The organism is Nitrosopumilus sp., from assembly GCA_029862745.1.
Lineage (GTDB): Archaea > Thermoproteota > Nitrososphaeria > Nitrososphaerales > Nitrosopumilaceae > Nitrosopumilus.
Map to the genome: position 1 here is coordinate 184,135 of JAOTWS010000001.1, position 17,613 is coordinate 201,747.

The following is a 17,613-nucleotide window of genomic DNA, read 5'->3' on the forward strand; positions in this document are numbered from 1 at the left end:
ATCCAAGTAATCATATACACAAACATGATTTACAATATTTTAGGGTGTAATGCAGAGAGTTTTATAAAATTAATGCGCTGTTAGTTTTATTCAAATTCTCAAAGACAATCAGGTAAAAAAATTATGCAAGTCTGTTAGAATCATGCAACAAAAATTACGTCAAAAGACACAAACATCAAAGTTCAAACATATCTTAGATTGAAATTAACTTAACGTATCCCAAATATTGATAAACTAACTGAACATAATTTCAAATGAGTTGTTACCAAGAATTGATTCAATAAAGCAAATTAGACAAAAAATAGGAATTACACAAAAAAAACTGGCCACTATGACAGGAGTCAGCACTTCAATGATAAATCAGATAGAGTCAGGACGAAGTCAACCAAGTTACGAAACCGCAAAGAAAATTTTTGAGAGTCTGGCAAAATTAGAAGGTGAATCATCATCTCACACAGCTGGAGATTTTTGTAGTAAGGATATTGTAAAGTTAAAACCAACAAATACACTTCACGATGCGATCAAAAAAATGCATCAATCATCAATTAGCCAAATTCCAATTTTTGATAACATAGATGTAGTTGGAATGATATCTGAAGACGGAATTGTGAAGCACCTGGCAGATTTGGGAGAGGCTGAATTGAAAAAGGCAAAGCTTGCAGATACCATGGACCCTGTTCCACCAATTGTGGATTTTGATACACCTGCAAATGTACTAGTACCTCTAATTAGATACTCAAAATGTATTCTAGTTTCAAAGAAATCAAAAATTGTTGGAATAATCACTGCTTCTGATACTCTAAAAATGATGGAATAATTATTTTGGATGAGAACAGAGCTCAGCTAAAACTCCATGCAAGGACTTTGGATGAATAAAAGTCACTTTAGTTCCAGCAGAGCCAGGTCTGATTTGTCCTAGAAACTGAACACCACAGCCCTCCATTCGATCTACTTCTCCTTCTATATTATCAGTTTCTAATGCCATGTGGTGTAAACCTGGACCTTTTTTGTCAAGAAATTTTTTAATTGGGCTTGAGTCATTTGTTGGTTGCATTAATTCCACTCGACCATTTTCCAAATGAATAATTGCAACTTTAACACCTTCAGACTCTACTGTTTCAAACTCAACACTATCAACTCCTAATGCTTTCTGGTACACTTTGGCAGATTCTTCAACATTATTTACTGCAATTGCAATATGATCAATTTTCATCTAAATTACTCATAATTATTTAGTATTAAGGGTTTTATCTTTTAATTTTTAGATATATTAAAAGACATAGAGAAATGATACCACCTAAAATTATACTTAGCCCGATCAACCACTCTTGCGAGAACCAACCATAATTTGTAAGGATTAAAAATCCAATCAGAATGGCAATCACAATTGCCAGACCATAAATTATTATATTTTTAGACATGTTTAGATCATATCCAAAATTTTCTTCTTTTTTGGGATAATTGTTTTATAATCATCATCAGATTGTTCATTAGTTACAGTCATAAATTTAGAATCCACATTCTTTGTATAAACGTGTTATTTTAACATCGATGCTTTTAAGATATTTCCAATCCAATTGCAACGGTATTACTATTAGTTATAAATAGTGGCCCAAAAAATCAATCAGAGTTAATTAGTTATTAGTCAACTCGCAGAAAATTTGGATTCAGTTATTCCTACTCCAGAAGAACTAGAAAAAACCAATGGAACTAGTGTGATAGTTTCAATATATCATAAATCAGAGGATGGAATACATGGGGAAAATTTGTCTATAACATATCCTGCTACAAAAGAACCTGAAAATATTGTAATGACGATTCCATACCAACCCAAAAGGATTGGCAATTCCAAAATTAATACAATTTTTGAAGAACACTTAATCCAACCTGTGCATAAAACGAACAAAATAAACGAAAAAAGTTCAAAAGTTTATCAGGTCAGCATTTTTACTTAATAATCGATCTTTTTTATTCTAACAGAACTACCTTTGCCTTCTAGATAATGCCCAATAAAATTAGTCATTTGTTCTCCAATTTTATGTCCCAATGCACCCTTCATCATACCTGATTTTTCAATGATTTGTGTCAATTCCTCACTGATCTGAATATTAAAAAAGGTCCAACCAAATTTTTCAAAAGGTTTTTCAATCACATACCCGTTTTGCACATTACATTCTGTTTCTAAATCAGTTAATGCTTGTATTACTATAGAGATTTCTTTCTCATAACTTCTTGTACTTAGTTGAAATAATGGATTCAATTAACTATATTCCAAACAACTTATGTTTTATATTAAATGAACCAAATATGATGTAAGAATTCTTGTTTTAGATGGAAAATCAAAAAAGAACTGAGAATCTAACTTTTAAAGTCAATCATAAATAATACTGCGTCTGATTTTTACCCCTGTGAGGTAGTCGTAGCCCATCCGGTTTGAACCTAAAAATATTTTAAAAAAATAAATCATCCCAAGAAATGTATCTTAATTAAATGAGTGAGGTACTGTTCTCAATCTTTTTGACATGTACAAATCCCTACAATCTGTACATTAAACCCAAGATTTCCTCTCTTTAAAATCTGATTTTATACTATACCATTCAAAGCACCTTCAGATTGGATCTATCTTAGAGCTGTAAAATATGATGAAATCGAAGAGACTTGAACACTACTAATAAGATGGATCGTATAATGTTATTTTCTAAATTTTAGATATTTGTGAACTTTAAATCCTATAATTGTGAGTATTACAATATACATTTCCAAGTTTAATGCAGTGATTAGTGCACCTATGAATCATTGTGATGTAAAATTTCTCAAATATTTCAACTGCCAGTTAGTCGTTTGTTAAAGTGCATATTAATATTAAAAAACCACACCATCATTTTTAGAATAATGAACTCATATCATACATTCAAAAACATATCGCCTTCAGTTTATCAAGAAATTAAAGATTTCATCAAATTAAAATATAAAATCAAAGTTTTGGAAAAAACTTCACCAGGACTAAAGGAGTCTTTTGACATTTTATCTGAATCTATTAAAGTACACTATTATACAAAGGAGAAATTACTTTTTCAATCTAGTCCAACAAACAAAACATATACAAAATTGATTTTTGACATAGATAAGAAATTTTCACTAAATACACTTGATGAAATAGAACAAAAAATAACTACGATTCCATCAGATGTAAAATTTTTTGTAGGTTGTGATGAGGCAGGTGCAGGTGAAACTTTTGGATCCATGTTTTTAGGATGTGTAATTATTGACGTTAAGAATTTAAAAAACATTGAACAAATTTTTGATACTCAAAACATCAAGGAGCTCAACGAGTCTGAAATACTCGAAAAATACAATAAAATCAAAGAATATTGTAAAATTTTTAAAATAAAATGTGAAGCATCAGAAATTGATGAGAACAGTAAAAATATGCTTCTTGATCAAAAATATGAGGAATTACTAAGCGAAGCGATTTCTGAAAAAGAAAAATTGTGCGTAATAATTGATGATTATGGAATTAAAAGAGACTTAAAATTATTTTTAGAAAATCTTGAATCTAGAGGAAATACCGTAATTGTTGAAAACAAGGCTGATGAAAAGTATCTTGCATGTCAGGCAGCTTCTGTTGTTGCAAGAAAGGAAAGATTTGAGGAAATACAAAACCTTAACAAAAAATTCAATGTGCAAAATGAATCTGGAAAAATAATTTATCCTGGATCTGGTAACGCTGCAAACTCACAAACTGCAGAATATTTAGAAACATTCATGAGACTATATCCTTCTAAAGATCTTCCTCCTTTTGTAAGAAGAAAATGGAATAATGTTAAAAAAATTATTACAAAAAAAAATGGTCAAAAAATTTCACGATTTTTTGAAGAATAACTTTTAAGATATAATGAAAATACCTTTTATTTTTGAATGGGATTTATTGATCTTACAAGATAAGAGTATTTCAGAGATAATTCATTATTTGGCCATACCTATAATCCCATAAAGTCTTTGCAGAGAAAAGTAACTTTTTAATTTTCTAAAATAAATTTCATATGAATTACAATTCACTATGAAAACATTTTAGCCATATGTGATCAACTTTATATGTTTTCAAATCAATTCAAAAGAATCATAATTTTAGGCTTAGTTATGAGGTCAAAAAGGCCTGAATTAATCTTGATGATAATTTGAGATTCTAAAATTCGGTCTATTAAAGAGATATAGTTTCACTCAAATGACTTAGCAACCCTTGTGATTCGATGACCACAGTTTGCACAAAGATTAATTTTTTTATCAAATCTAAGTTCTCCACATTTATCACATCTAGTAAAAGCCATAATACATTCAAGACAAACTAGGAAATAAGAATGATCTTAATTTTGAATTAATCTATAAAAGCCTGCAAATTTTTCTTAACATTAAGGAAAATTTCCTTCATCAAGTAATTCTTTGTATATTGTTTTTTCCAGACGGGTTTCTGCTGCACCACATTTACTACACATTCCCAGATCATCAGGATTCTCTTTCTTTCTCTTCTCACATTCTACGCATTTATGAATCCCTTTTTTGAATCCCATAGATTGAATTCAGTTTGTCTTAGGCAAAAAGCTTGTGATTTTTTCAATCCAGTAAATGCTTAGAGTAATTATTACTCTTTTTTATTGAATTCGCAGTTCAGTCCATAAATAATGAAATCCATTTACAAGTTCTGATCTTTATTATGATCTCATTATTTTGCGTTTTCATACCCAAAAAAGAATTCCCTTTTTATTTCGCATAGAAAATATTCTCAAAATGCATAACATGTGCAAGAATTTTTTAGTAAATCAATAATTTTTCTACAATTTCCTTTGTCAGTAATTGAGGTAAATCATACGTTGGGTTTTTGTTTAATACCTACAAAAATCACCAAAAGATTACAAGATATATCAGGATCTTTTGAAGGACTAATTGCCATGTACTTCGAACAATGATGCTAATATGAATCGACATGATTTGTCTTAAGTGAGTTTATTTTAATTAAAAATAATTAGAATTATTTCAGGTATGTGAAACATCCATAATTTAACAAAGAACCACTCTAAAATAATATGATGAATTTTTAGTTATTCCCATATTTTCAAAAAGAGGTAAAGTCTCAAAAACAATTATTGTTAAAATGAATAAAACAACATCAATCAAAGAGGCATCATAATAATTTCAACCTGTTTTGAAACCAGAGAACAAAAAAACATTAACACTTGTATACGAAATATCATGACATATTCTATGGATAAGAGACAAGATGGCCTTGCTGTTCTTATAAATCTACGAAATGAAGGACAACTTCCATGGCTCATTGATAGTTTAGAATCAATATTTGGTAATGAATCTGTGGAAAGTCTGTATACAGAAAAACAGATTACAATCACTATTGGTAAAATAGATTTTAGAGAGAAACACAGAAAACTAGTCCTTGAGGAGGTTCACAAATTTGATGGACTTGTTTTAGATGAAGTAGAAATCTATGATCATTTTCCACAATAGTTTATACTTTTTATAATTTTACCAATCTATCTGCATGAACAAGTCATAGATATTTCAGATACTCATCGAGGATGCGTGATTTTATTGATTCATGAATTAAACTAGATTGTCATAAATACAGGAATTTTGTATTTTTACAAAAGTTATGGAGGTGTACTCCAAAAAAAATTGTTTCAATTTATCCATATCTTTTTTTCTATTATGATAAACTCCACGTTTTGTTCTTTTTGAAAATTTTAAAAATTCTTTCAACTATGTTACCAACACTGTATTTTATTGATGTCACATTTTTTCAATAATCTTTATTTTTTTCTTTATATTTTTTACAACTATTAATTCATCTGATTTGATAGCATGAAATAATATTATCTCAAAGCCATGTTTCATGGCAAGATTAGAGACATGCTTAAGAAATGCTTGTTGTCAGATTCATCTATACAAACAAAAATTTTGAATTTGAAAATTTTTGTGTTTAATTATTTTCATATTGAACATTTATGCAATCATCCTGAATATGACGATTAGTATAGTTGAAGATATAATAACTAAGCAAGTTAACAAATTTACAAGTTCAAAGTTTGTAAGCCATCTCAATTGTAATGAGGTATAAATACATAAATCATTTTAGAAGTATAAATCATTTTAGAAGTATAATTCACAAGACAATGTCTCTAAAAAAATATAACACATCAGAGATCACTCCTTCTGAATGGCATGCAATTAATCAATTCACATCAGAGTTAGAATTACAAAATTATACATGTGTGTCAATATATTATCCGCATGACAAACGCTCAGAAATATTAACACTATTGGATAAACCGAAGAATAATCAAGCAAGAGAGAAAATAGAATTTTTAATCAAGCAAGAAATTACAAAGCAAGTAAAACCAACAAAACCCAGAAAACAGTTCATCAATACTTATTGTATTTTTGGATGGCAAAAAAACAACAAGATAGTTCTCAAAAAAATTGCTATTTCAAAAGAGATGCCATTTGTTTATGTTGCAGGAAAAAAGATATACCTGAAACCATTTCGGGACATATTAAAAACAAACTACCATATAATTTTGGTAATCATTGATCAAAAGTCAGATCACATACGATATATTCAAGGAAACAAGATATTGGCAGATGAAAAATCAAGTATTAATTTGCAGGGATGACACAAAAAAGGTGGACAGAGTCAAAAACGATTCTTGAGAGCAAGACAGACACTCATTCAAGGATTTTTCAAACGAACTGCAAAGTCAGTAATATGGATTCAAATGATGTAAAGATTTTATTTTTGGGAGGAGTGGGAAACGCAAAAATTGGATTTCATGATGAATTAGATTCGGAACTAAAAATGAAATCACGTTTTATGGAAAACGTGTCATTTAACACATCCATGAATATTGTGAATAAAAAAATCATCAAACATCTTTACGATTACAGGAGAAAGCATGTACTTGAAGTTGTATTCAAGTTTGAAAAAGCAATTAAAGAAAAATTGATTGTAAGAAAAAATTCAGAGATACAGAAGGCCTTGAAAATTGGGGCAGTGAATATTCTTTTGGTGTCAGCTAATTATTATAATTTATCACCTACCAATAATCAAAAAATAACAAAGATGATCGACCTTGCTGAGAATACATCATCCAGAGTAGAATTTGTAACCAATCCAAAACTAGTTAAAAAGATGGAAAAATATGGTCATGTACTTGCATTGCTTCGTTACAAGTTCAAATGAGTACATGCTTATGCAAGAAAGAGAAATATTCAAAAAAACCAAAAACTAAAGATTTACTTGGAGTGAGTGACCATAGAAATTTCTACCAATCATCATCCAATCTAAAAGACTTCTTTTGGACGATATTCACCAAATACTTCTCTGAACGTATTGCTGATTTCACCAGTAGTAGCAAATGCTTTAGCAGCTGTGACGATATATGGCATTAGATTTTTGTCAGTATCAGCCGCACTTTTCATTGCTGAAAGTGCATCTTCCCATTTTTTAGCATCTCTAGATGAACGCAATTCTTTAAGTGCCTTCTTTTGTTGAATTTCTATTTTTCCGCCAATCCTAAGCAAGTCAGGTTGCTCTTCTTCTTCAACATATTTGTTAACACCAACAATAATTCGTTCATTGTCATCTGTTTCTTTTTTAAGACGATATGCGTTTGCCCTTATTTCGGATTGAAAGAATCCTTTTTCAATTGCTTTTACAGAGCCGCCCATTTTTTGGATTTTTTTCAAATATGCCCAAACATCAGCCTCAATTTGATCACATAATTCTTCAAGATAATAAGATCCAGCCAATGGATCAGCTGTTTTTGTAATACCACTTTCATGAGCCACAATTTGTTGTGTTCTAAGTGCAATTTTTGCAGATTCCTGAGTTGGAAGTGCAAGTGCTTCATCTCTAGAATTAGTATGAAGTGATTGGGTTCCACCAGCAACTGCAGCCATTGTTTGAATAGCAACACGAACGATGTTGTTATTTGGTTGTTGCGCAGTTAAAGATTCACCACTAGTTTGAGTATGAAATTTTAATTGTAATGAACGCGGGTTTTTGGCATGAAACATTTCTTTTAGAATTTTTGCATAAACTTTTCTTGCGACTCGAAACTTTGCAACTTCTTCAAAGAATTCTATAGTACAACAAAAAAAGAATGAAAGACGGGGTGCAAAGTCATCAATTTTTAATCCTTTATCCAAACAGGTTTGAATATATGCAATAGCATTTGCCAATGTAAACGCAACTTCTTGTGTAGCAGTACATCCAGCTTCTCGCATATGGTATCCAGATATCGAAACGGGGTACCATGAAGGTACTTTTTGTGCACAGTATTCTATCATATCACCAATTAATCGCATGGAGGGTTGGGGTGGATAAATGTAGGTATTTCTGGCAATGTATTCTTTTAAAATATCATTTTGAGTGGTTCCACGAAGATCATGACTTTTGAATCCTTGTGCCTCGCCAACTGCAATATAATATGCAAGTAGAGTTGATGCAGTGGAATTAATAGTCATTGAAGAACTGACTTTGCCAAGTGGAATACCATCAAATGCAGTCATCATATCCTTAATTGATGTGATTGAGACACCAACTTTTCCTACTTCACCTTCAGCTTGTGGCGAATCAGAATCATATCCAATTTGAGTGGGTAAATCAAATGCCATACTAAGACCTGTCTGACCTTTTTCAAGCATGAATTTGAAGCGTTCATTGGTAAGTTTGGCATCTCCAAATCCAGAATATTGTCTCATAGTCCAAAATCTTTCACGGAACATTTCAGGATGAATTCCCCTGGTAAATGGATATTTTCCAGAATCCTCAGCAGGTTTCTTCTTAGGAGATTTTTGATAAATACGCTTTACCGTAAAGCCTGAATCAGTAAAAATTTTCTTTTCAGATTCCTTTGATTTTGTTGATTTTTTATCGACCATATTATCACTTTAATAATGATTTTGTAATTTGATCTCCGGCTTCGAAAGGATCAATGCCTTTTGCTTGCAATTTTTTAAGATATTTTGAAAATGTCTTATCAGAATGTAACATATCATCAATCTTTTCTCTCATGTTATTTAAAACAATATCTTTTAGTTCAGTTTCTAGCCTTTCAGAGTCTTTATCATTTTTGGATCTCTTTTTAGAATTCATCATTTCTTTCAAGGTCTTTGCAAATTCCGTAATACCAGAATTCTTTTTTACAGATGTTTTTAAAATTACCGGATTTCGAACAGAATCACCAATAAAATCCCGAACAGCGTCAAATAACTGATTTGCTCCGCTTAGATCACTCTTGTTAACAAGGTAAATATCTCCAATCTCAGTCAAACCGGCTTTGATTGTTTGAATACTATCTCCAGTGTTAGGATTGAAAACAACAACTATAATATCAGCAATATTAGATATTTCAACTTCAGTTTGCCCAGCACCAACGCTTTCAATGATAATTGGATTAAATCCAGCATACTCCAAAATACGAATGCTGTTTCGTAGTGAACGTGACACTGCTCCTGTTGCACCTCTTGATGCAATACTTCGGATGTATGTCCCAGAATCAGTGGATTCACTCATCCGTACACGATCACCAAGTATTGCACCTCCAGTAACATGACTGGTTGGATCAATTGCAAGTACAGCTGGTTTAGTACCAAGTTTTTTCAAGGTAACAGCTGTCTTGTTAATTAATGAACTCTTTCCAGCTCCTGCGGGACCTGTAATTCCAATTATCATAGAGTGTCCAGTATCCTTGAAAATTTTCTTTAAAATTTTTTTTGCTTCTTTTTGATCGTTTTCAATAATAGAGATTGCTTTTGCAATAGTCCCACGTTTTCCTTTCTTTAAATCAATTAAATCCAACATACAATGTTCCAAAAGGGTGCAATAAAATCTTGTGGCTATCTATAATCTTCCATAAATTACAGGGGGCACAGGATCTCCAAGTGGATGTATTTCTGTTTTGAGTTGAATATGACCAAAGTCAGCATGTTCAATTTCTAAGACAACTGGATGAATCGCCCAGCCATATTTTGGCGCATTTGGAAATGGGATAATTTCAATGAATTCGGAATTATAGAAGGTCTTGTGGAAGGATTCATTCATTCCAAGAATTTCCATTACAACCGAATTTGTTTTATCAGATTTATCAAAATAAGACACCTCAACATGACCAGAATCATAGTAAATTGCCTCAAACTTAAACGTCTCCCGGAGTATTTCTTTGTCGTCGGTTCCAGCGCCAGTAAGAAACAATATTGCCAAAATGGTAAAAACACCAAGGAAAATTGGAGGTCCGAGTTTTTTAGCCATATTTGAATTCTTTTCTCATATTTCTAAGAAATTTGGAGTTTATTCTAATTCTCTCAAGAGTTTGTGATTGTGTTCTTTCGGTACCAGGAGTAGGGTTCTTTTTGAAGAATGCCTTGATCTCTTTTTCCATAGAATCATCTGCAACAGATGCAATGCTTGCTACAATCCTATTAAACAAAGGGTTGCCATGACCAACTTTTTTGTTTAGTTTTTTCCAATTCTTCTTTAACCATGGCCACAAAATCTTATCACCATATGGGTTTCCAGCAACTTTCATGATAGGTAGCTGCATATTTTGTGAACGAACTTCAGAGGTTTGAGAAAAGTCCAGTGATTTGAGTAAAAGTTTTTTGTCTTGGAATCCACACATTGCACCAAGAAATCGGAGTTTTTCTTCCATTGTTTTTGCACTTTTGTATAGTTTTACAAGTTCAGCGTGTGTTTTTGAATTGCCATTCCATGCGGCAATTGAACAAACAGGCTCCACCAAATCCGGAGATAGGGAATTAGGGGATTTTAAGAATTCTTTATATTTACTCAATGCTTTTTCTGTAACTTCTTCATCGTTCATTTTACCTAAGGTAGAGATAACAAATGCACGGAGCATTGCATCAGTATGGTTATCAGATTTTTTTGGTTCCCAACCTACACGGAATAAAATTCTTCTAAAGTAATTCACAGCATAGATTCTAATTTCATCTACAAATGGTTCATCAAATGCACGGAAATATAATGAAGCTAAATTATGTGCCACATTAACGGATGCAAGATAACTATCTTCTTCAAAGTATGCATCTGAAAAATCAAGATAGTTTCTTACATACTCATCACCTGAAACACAAAGCGAAAACAAATCATTTTGAATTGCCCATCTATCAATTACTGCAATGCGTTTTTCATCAATTAACATTTTTAGATCAAGTAAAATTCCTTCATCATATTTTACGCGATAAAATCCCTTTCTTCCATAATTTGCTACAAATCCCAAAGTATTCTTAGGTAGTTTTATGGAAAGTGTCTTAGTTGAGAACAATTTTTTAGAAATTTCATTTTTCAATCCTAAAGACAATGGAATGGACCACAAACCTTTGCTAAACTTACCATCAGACTCTAGCAGGTATCTCTTTTGTTTTAGTTTTAAAACATTACCGTCCTGATTAATCTCGACAAGAGGGAAACCAGGTTGCTTTAGCCAAGTGTTGATCATTGAAGACACGGGCATTTTTGAGGCCTTGCCAATTGCATCCCACAAATCTTGTCCTTTGGCATTTTTGTATTTAAAATCAGAGAGATATTTTTTGAGTCCTTTTCGGAAATTTGGTTCCCCCACATAAGATTCTAACATTCGAAGAATACATCCACCCTTATCATAAGATATTGCATCAAAAATTTCTCTAATTTCTGCAGGTGAATTTACTTTAACATCTATTGGATGAGTTGTTTTTAGTGAATCAAGCCCCATTGCAGTATTCATTGCATCATCTACAAACTGATTCCACAAATCCCATTCAGGATAAAATTGATCAACAAATTTAGTGGCCATAAAAGTGGCAAAGCTTTCATTTAACCATAGATCATTCCACCATTTCATTGTGACTAAATTTCCAAACCATTGATGCGCAATCTCATGTGAGATCACTTCTGCAATGAATTGTTTGGTTCTAGTAGAAGATGTTTTAGGATCATAAAGCAGAATTGTTTCTCTGAAAGTTATTGCTCCCCAGTTTTCCATAGCACCTGCTGCAAAATCAGGGACTGCAATCAAATCAAGTTTTGGCAACGGATATTTTATTCCAAAATATTTTTCATATGAAGTGAGAAGTTTTTTTCCTAAGTTTAGTGAAAACTTTCCCTTTGATTTATTTCCTTTAGTGGTTATAACCCTAATCTGTATTTTACCAACATTACCTGAAAGATATTCAAACTCACCAACTGCAAGATAAATTAAATATGTAGAAACAATCGGAGTTTGTGCAAACTGATAGATAGTTTTACTACCAATTTTTTTCTTTGATTTAACTGGCATGTTTGAAATTGCAGTGAATTTGTTATCAGCTATAATGGAGATATCAAATGTTGCTTTTGCTTCAGGTTCATCCCAACATGGAAATGCACGTCTAGCATCTGCTGCCTCAAATTGAGACGTTGCAAGATATTTCGTTTTTCCATTTTGTTTGTATTGACTACGATAAAATCCAAGTAATCTATCATTCAGGATTCCTTCAAATTCCAAATTTATTGTGGCCTTGCCTTTAATTTTTTTTCCTAAAAATATTTGAAGTTGTTCATTTTTTTCTGCTATTTTGGGAGCTGACTGAATAATCTCATCATTACATTTTACGTGACAGGAATGAATTTTTAGTTCAGCGCAATGCATGACAATAACTTTTGTTGTTTTTTTACAATCGATAGAAATAGTTTCAGAACCAATAAATGTAAATTTTTTGAGATCTGGCTCAAATGTTAGTTGATAGTTTATTGGAATTACATCCACATTGAGGATAATTTAGTTACACTTTAAGTAGATTTTCTATTACTAACAGGACACAGTTATTTCCACGGATCAGACCTTTCATCCCAAGTTATAGCATTAATTCGGGTTTTGGTAAGAGAATGACTGTTTTTTATCGATGAAAGGAGACATTCATCAGAACAATGAGTTATCTCAAAGTTTTTCATGAATTTCCCACAATTTTCACAGTATCTACCCATTCCTCAAATAAACAAATTTGGATCTTTTCAAATCTATTCCCTCAAAACAAGTAAATAAAAAAATTATTTTAAAAATATTTATGATTATCAAATTTGAAAATAAATATTCAGGAGAATCATCTTTATAAATAGTCACATACGAGGTAATTGTTAATTGGGTTCAATTACAGCAAATAATCATCAATATCCAGTAAAAAAAGAGAAGACACGTAGTGTCACTTACCGCCTTCCAGTTAAATTGGTTAAAGAAATAGAAGCTGAAGCCATGAATCACAACATATCTCATAATGTAATGGCAAGACAAATTTTAGAGAAATACATTGAATGGGATAGATTTGCATCTAAAATTGGAATGATACCAGTACCAAAAAAAATTCTTGACATGCTAGGAATGGAAATGACAGCCTCGGAAATTAATGATATAATCAATGTAATAAAACCAGTGATTAAAGATACAGTCTTATTTATCAAAGGAGGTTATGATTTACAAAAATGTATTGAAATCCTTGAAGAATATATGAAAGCATCAGGAATGAAATCAGATCATAGAATAGAGGGAGAGTTACATCACTTTATCATCCAACATGAGTTGGGAAGTAACTGGTCAATATTTACAGAGCAGTTACTTCAAGAAATATTCAAGGAATTCCTACCAGAATCTAAAATGAAATGCCAGACAACTAAATCTACAGTCATTGCAACAATTGCACTAGGTGGAAATTTTAGTGAACATGTGTATTAAAAAAATAAAATTAGTTTTTGTTGAAAACTATATTCACATCAATTTTTCCATCATGAAAACTAGTATTGATTTCTTTGATTTTACTTTTGTACAAAAAGAGTCTCTTACCCTCTTCTGTGATGACCCCAGAAGTTCGAATCATCTTTGAATCATGTAGTAGTTGAATTCTTCTATACACAGTACTCAAAGGGATAGATTTTTCGCGAGATACTTCAATTGCAGATTTTGGTGAAGTCATTATTGCCTCTAAAATAAGGCGACAATACTTATCAGAAAGTACTTCAAGAAAAGATTCTTTACTTTCTAATTCTTCGATTTTTAATTGATTTAAGATTTGCATACTTTCTATAAGTGTTTTTTGGATATAACTAGATAGTACACACTTGTGTGCTATGCAAGACAAATAAAGAATATTATTAATTCAGGGTAATCCATATTTTTGAATAAGTTTTTGAAATATAAAACAACAATTAATTGGAGTTAAAGATTAGGGGATTGCTCTGCCTTTAATCCCTTGTATCTATTTCTTATAGTGACCTCTGTAACACCTGCAGCTTCTGCAAGATCCCGTTGTGTGATTGATACACCATTTTTTACACATGACAAATACAGAGCAGTTGCAGCTAACCCCATAGGATCTTTGCCAGCAGACTCTTTACGTTCCTGTGCATCTTTGAGTACCTTGACTGCATATCTTTTTGTTTTCTCAGAAATTTCAAGTTTGCTTGAAATTCTTGCAATACATTGAATTGAATCGACAACAGGCATCTTTAATTCTAATTCATGGTGTAATAATCGATAGCATCGTGCAATGTCTTTTCTTTTAACATTAGCAGCATCAGAAACGTCTTTTAGTGTTCTAGGAGTTTCTGTGTCTCGACATGCAGCGTATAGAGATGCAGCAATCATTGCAGAGATAGATCTTCCACGAACTAATTTTTTTTCCAATGCTTTTCTATAAATGTAAGCTGCTTTTTCCAACACATTTGCAGGAACCGATACTTTGTCTTTTAATTTATTCAAATCACTAAGTGCTTGTCTTAGATTTCTATCAACAGGTGCATGTACCTGACTTCTACTATCCCAAGTTCGCAGTCTCTCAATAGTACTTTTCATCGAAGTTGAAAGTGGTTTTCCTGAAGCATCTTTGTTTAGAGGATTAATTACAGTGGATAATCCCATATCATGTATCATCAGAGATGAAGGGGCACCAGTTCTTGCAGGATCTGCTCCGCCATCTTTTTGAAATGATCTCCATTCAGGTCCTGATTCTTGTGATTTTTCAGTAATTACATACCCACACTTTCCACAAAATTGTTCACCTGTTACTTCATCAACGAGAATAGAGTTTTTTCCACAACGCAGACAATTAGAGTTTTGGTTAAAAGAATCCATGTTAGTCTTCATCATAAATTATCCTGTTAATTGAAAATTCCAAAACGTTAGTCTGTTTTCTATATTTTGACATAGATAGAATCAGATTCTCATGTATATGAAGGATGAGTATTTCCAGCTATCAGAGTTTTTAATCAAACAATCTCTGTTTTATATAGAAATCATAGGTATTGTATTGTTTAGATGTATAATTCAAATGTATTCTAAAATCATTGTTTAAAACAAAAATCAGGATCAGTGCTGTAAAGTTATTTTTGTATGGATCTGGATGATCGATCATACTCTGCAAAAGAGGTAAAAGCCTTGCTGATTTTTACTAGTCGTATTTTTACAAAAAAGGATAAGAGGTTTTGTGCTTTATGCAATGACCTGGATCTCTCGTGAAGACATACCTCCATAACCAGGATCAATCTTTTGTTTTGGGTTTAATGTGGTGTCATGGTGACATGCTTTATTACAAACAGGACAGAATTTTCTATCAAGCACAATACATTGACAGATATGATTTTTCACGTATGCTTGTGCAGCTTGATTCCATTCACCAGTCCCATTACAATATACACACACGTTTGAACCAGAAGAACCAATACCCTTACAGAAATCACATGTATCTTCAGTCATATCTATGTATCTACCTAATTGATTAAATCAATATATTTGAAGATATAAACTCGAGCGAAAACCAAATAAACCTTTTAAAATATCCCCAAATTACCTATAATCATGAAGCAAAAAACTGCGTCTCGAAGTATCAAAATATTGGTTGCCAAGTTAGGTCTGGATGGTCATGATAGAGGAGCTCTTGTATTATGCAGGGCATTTAGAGATGCAGGGATGGAGGTAATCTATTCAGGACTTTTTGCCACACCAGATAGAATTGCACAGATAGCAGAAGATGAAGATGTTGATGCAGTTGCAATGAGTTTACTAAATGGAGCACATGGGACATTATTTCCAAGAGTTGTAAAGGCTCTAAAAAAGAAAGGTGTTAAAGATGTGCTTATTGTTGGAGGAGGTGTAATTCCTGAAATAGATCATAAGGATTTGATCAAAGCAGGAGTAGATCATGTGTTTGGACCGGGTACATCATTACCTACAATCATTGATCATATAACAACTGGTGTTTCTAAATTAAGAAAAATATAAGAAAAAAAATTATTCTGTGGAATCAGGCCACATCATTTTACGCATTTGTTTACCAACTTTTTCAATTTGATGAGCATCATATTCTTTCATGTATTTATCAAAGGCATCCTTACCGTTTTTCTGATATTCAGAAATCCACTCATTATTGAACGTGCCATCTTGAATCATGGTAAGAACTTTTTTCATGTTCTCTTTATTTGTAGAATCCATTACCATCGGTCCACGAGTTAATCCACCATATCGGGCAGTTTCACTTACACGTCTCCACATTCCATTAATTCCATATCTCTGAATCATATCTACAATGAGTTTGAGTTCATGTAAAACTTCAAAGTATGCAATCTCTGGTTGATATCCTGCTTCAACTAGAGTTTCAAATGCATTTGTAACCATAGATGCTGCACCACCACAAAGGTCAGCCTGCTCACCAAACCAATCAGTTTCTACTTCTTCTTTGAAAGCAGTTTTGATCAATCCAGCTCTAGCACTACCTATTGCTTTTGCAATTCCCAATGTTCGATCCCAAGCTTTTCCTGTAAAGTCTTGTTCCACTGCAACAATTGCAGGAGTGCCAAAATTATCAAGATATGTTTCTCGAACTTTGGAGCCAGGTCCTTTTGGTGCAATCATAATAAGATCAACATTGTTTGGGGCTTCAATCCATTTCCAATAGATTGCAGCTGCATGAGAAAATGACAATGCTTTTCCTTCAGAAAGATTGGGTCCGATTTCGTCTTTGTATACTTGACCTTGAATCATGTCTGGAATCAATATATGAACAATGTCTGCTTGTTTTGTAGCATCGGCTACAGACATTACTTTGTGACCGTCAGATTCTGCCTTTTTCCAGCTGTTACCGCCTTTCTTAAGACCAATTATAACATTAAGACCAGAGTCTTTCATGTTGTTAGCCTGTGCGTCACCTTGGATTCCATAACCGATTACAGCAATTGTTTGATTTTTTATTGAGTCAAGACTTATTTCGTTATCTTTCCACGTTTTTGCCATGACTTTAACACAAATACTGCAAATATTAACTAAAGCGAATCATATCAAAATTATAAGTCAGGGAGTTTTTAAGATAAAAAAACTATAAGGTTTGAAATTTGATCGGAAAAACAATATACCGAAGGTCATAGTTAAGAAGTAAGATTTAGTACTATGTTAGAATTATCTACTATACAACTGTTAGAATAAAGGGCATCTGAGGAAAAACAATCTAAGCGCGGGTACAGATTTTATTTTCAATTTTAAAATTGAAGAGAAACAGTCCGGTAATTATTACAAATAATCATTT

Annotated in this window: 19 protein-coding genes; 8 read left to right on the plus strand and 11 right to left on the minus strand. The window is 32.2% G+C overall.

Annotated elements, in window-relative coordinates; translation table 11 throughout:
- Positions 1 to 259: 259 nt before the first annotated feature.
- On the plus strand, positions 260 to 817 hold the full coding sequence (locus tag OEM44_01160; GenBank protein ID MDH3515409.1) for a helix-turn-helix domain-containing protein: 558 nt from the start codon (positions 260 to 262) through the stop codon (positions 815 to 817).
- Here OEM44_01160 and mce read toward each other — a convergent pair whose 3' ends face one another.
- Complete coding sequence (gene mce / locus OEM44_01165; protein ID MDH3515410.1) at positions 818 to 1,213, minus strand: methylmalonyl-CoA epimerase; 396 nt, start codon at positions 1,211 to 1,213, stop codon at positions 818 to 820.
- Between the two features lie 448 nt (positions 1,214 to 1,661).
- Between mce and OEM44_01170 the strand changes: the two genes are divergently transcribed.
- Positions 1,662 to 1,955, plus strand: coding sequence for a hypothetical protein (locus tag OEM44_01170; GenBank protein ID MDH3515411.1), 294 nt, complete (start codon positions 1,662 to 1,664; stop codon positions 1,953 to 1,955).
- Here OEM44_01170 and OEM44_01175 read toward each other — a convergent pair.
- Entirely contained in the window at positions 1,952 to 2,260 is a 309-nt protein-coding gene (locus tag OEM44_01175; protein ID MDH3515412.1) for a hypothetical protein, read from the minus strand. The two genes, OEM44_01170 and OEM44_01175, sit on opposite strands and share 4 nt — an antisense overlap.
- A gap of 632 nt (positions 2,261 to 2,892) precedes the next feature.
- On the opposite strand from OEM44_01175, the gene OEM44_01180 reads away from it, so the two are divergent.
- Positions 2,893 to 3,882, plus strand: coding sequence for a hypothetical protein (locus tag OEM44_01180; protein ID MDH3515413.1), 990 nt, complete (start codon positions 2,893 to 2,895; stop codon positions 3,880 to 3,882).
- Positions 3,883 to 4,409: 527 nt separating this feature from the next.
- On the opposite strand, the gene OEM44_01185 is transcribed toward OEM44_01180, so the two are convergent.
- On the minus strand, positions 4,410 to 4,568 hold the full coding sequence (locus OEM44_01185; GenBank protein ID MDH3515414.1) for a hypothetical protein: 159 nt from the start codon (positions 4,566 to 4,568) through the stop codon (positions 4,410 to 4,412).
- A 691-nt stretch (positions 4,569 to 5,259) separates the two neighbouring features.
- On the opposite strand from OEM44_01185, the gene OEM44_01190 reads away from it, so the two are divergent.
- The 3 genes from OEM44_01190 (at position 5,260) to OEM44_01200 (ending at position 7,249) form a co-directional block, all read left to right on the plus strand.
- A complete protein-coding gene (locus tag OEM44_01190; GenBank protein ID MDH3515415.1) occupies positions 5,260 to 5,517 on the plus strand; it encodes a hypothetical protein in 258 nt (85 codons plus the stop codon).
- Positions 5,518 to 6,182: 665 nt separating this feature from the next.
- Positions 6,183 to 6,683 carry a hypothetical protein gene (locus OEM44_01195; protein MDH3515416.1) on the plus strand — a complete coding sequence of 167 codons (501 nt, stop codon included), beginning with the start codon at positions 6,183 to 6,185 and terminating at the stop codon, positions 6,681 to 6,683.
- 92 nt (positions 6,684 to 6,775) lie between these two features.
- Positions 6,776 to 7,249, plus strand: coding sequence for a hypothetical protein (locus OEM44_01200; GenBank protein ID MDH3515417.1), 474 nt, complete (start codon positions 6,776 to 6,778; stop codon positions 7,247 to 7,249).
- Between the two features lie 101 nt (positions 7,250 to 7,350).
- Here OEM44_01200 and OEM44_01205 read toward each other — a convergent pair whose 3' ends face one another.
- The 4 genes from OEM44_01205 to OEM44_01220 are packed head-to-tail and all read right to left on the minus strand — an operon-like array spanning position 7,351 to position 12,815.
- Positions 7,351 to 8,952, minus strand: coding sequence for a methylmalonyl-CoA mutase family protein (locus tag OEM44_01205; protein ID MDH3515418.1), 1,602 nt, complete (start codon positions 8,950 to 8,952; stop codon positions 7,351 to 7,353).
- Positions 8,953 to 8,956: 4 nt separating this feature from the next.
- Positions 8,957 to 9,874 (minus strand): methylmalonyl Co-A mutase-associated GTPase MeaB, encoded by a 918-nt coding sequence (gene meaB, locus OEM44_01210; GenBank protein MDH3515419.1) that lies wholly within the window; start codon positions 9,872 to 9,874, stop codon positions 8,957 to 8,959.
- Between the two features lie 39 nt (positions 9,875 to 9,913).
- Entirely contained in the window at positions 9,914 to 10,321 is a 408-nt protein-coding gene (locus OEM44_01215) for a hypothetical protein (protein MDH3515420.1), read from the minus strand.
- Positions 10,314 to 12,815, minus strand: a complete 2,502-nt coding sequence (locus OEM44_01220) for a M1 family metallopeptidase (protein ID MDH3515421.1) — start codon at positions 12,813 to 12,815, stop codon at positions 10,314 to 10,316. The genes OEM44_01215 and OEM44_01220 overlap by 8 nt, the downstream gene beginning before the upstream one ends.
- Positions 12,816 to 13,187: 372 nt before the next feature.
- Between OEM44_01220 and OEM44_01225 the strand changes: the two genes are divergently transcribed.
- The gene (locus tag OEM44_01225) at positions 13,188 to 13,775 is read left to right on the plus strand and encodes a hypothetical protein (GenBank protein ID MDH3515422.1); all 588 of its coding nucleotides are present in this window, start codon (positions 13,188 to 13,190) and stop codon (positions 13,773 to 13,775) included.
- Between the two features lie 10 nt (positions 13,776 to 13,785).
- Here the strand turns inward: OEM44_01225 and OEM44_01230 are convergent, their stop codons facing one another.
- From OEM44_01230 to OEM44_01240, 3 genes are all read right to left on the minus strand, one after another.
- On the minus strand, positions 13,786 to 14,115 hold the full coding sequence (locus tag OEM44_01230; GenBank protein ID MDH3515423.1) for an ArsR family transcriptional regulator: 330 nt from the start codon (positions 14,113 to 14,115) through the stop codon (positions 13,786 to 13,788).
- A gap of 140 nt (positions 14,116 to 14,255) precedes the next feature.
- A complete protein-coding gene (tfb, locus tag OEM44_01235) occupies positions 14,256 to 15,170 on the minus strand; it encodes a transcription initiation factor IIB (protein ID MDH3515424.1) in 915 nt (304 codons plus the stop codon).
- A gap of 357 nt (positions 15,171 to 15,527) precedes the next feature.
- Complete coding sequence (locus tag OEM44_01240) at positions 15,528 to 15,791, minus strand: hypothetical protein (protein ID MDH3515425.1); 264 nt, start codon at positions 15,789 to 15,791, stop codon at positions 15,528 to 15,530.
- A gap of 102 nt (positions 15,792 to 15,893) precedes the next feature.
- Between OEM44_01240 and OEM44_01245 the strand changes: the two genes are divergently transcribed.
- Positions 15,894 to 16,316: a cobalamin B12-binding domain-containing protein gene (locus OEM44_01245; GenBank protein ID MDH3515426.1), complete on the plus strand. Its 423-nt coding sequence runs from the start codon at positions 15,894 to 15,896 to the stop codon at positions 16,314 to 16,316.
- 9 nt (positions 16,317 to 16,325) lie between these two features.
- Here the strand turns inward: OEM44_01245 and ilvC are convergent, their stop codons facing one another.
- The gene (gene ilvC, locus OEM44_01250; GenBank protein ID MDH3515427.1) at positions 16,326 to 17,339 is read right to left on the minus strand and encodes a ketol-acid reductoisomerase; all 1,014 of its coding nucleotides are present in this window, start codon (positions 17,337 to 17,339) and stop codon (positions 16,326 to 16,328) included.
- Positions 17,340 to 17,613: the final 274 nt, after the last annotated feature.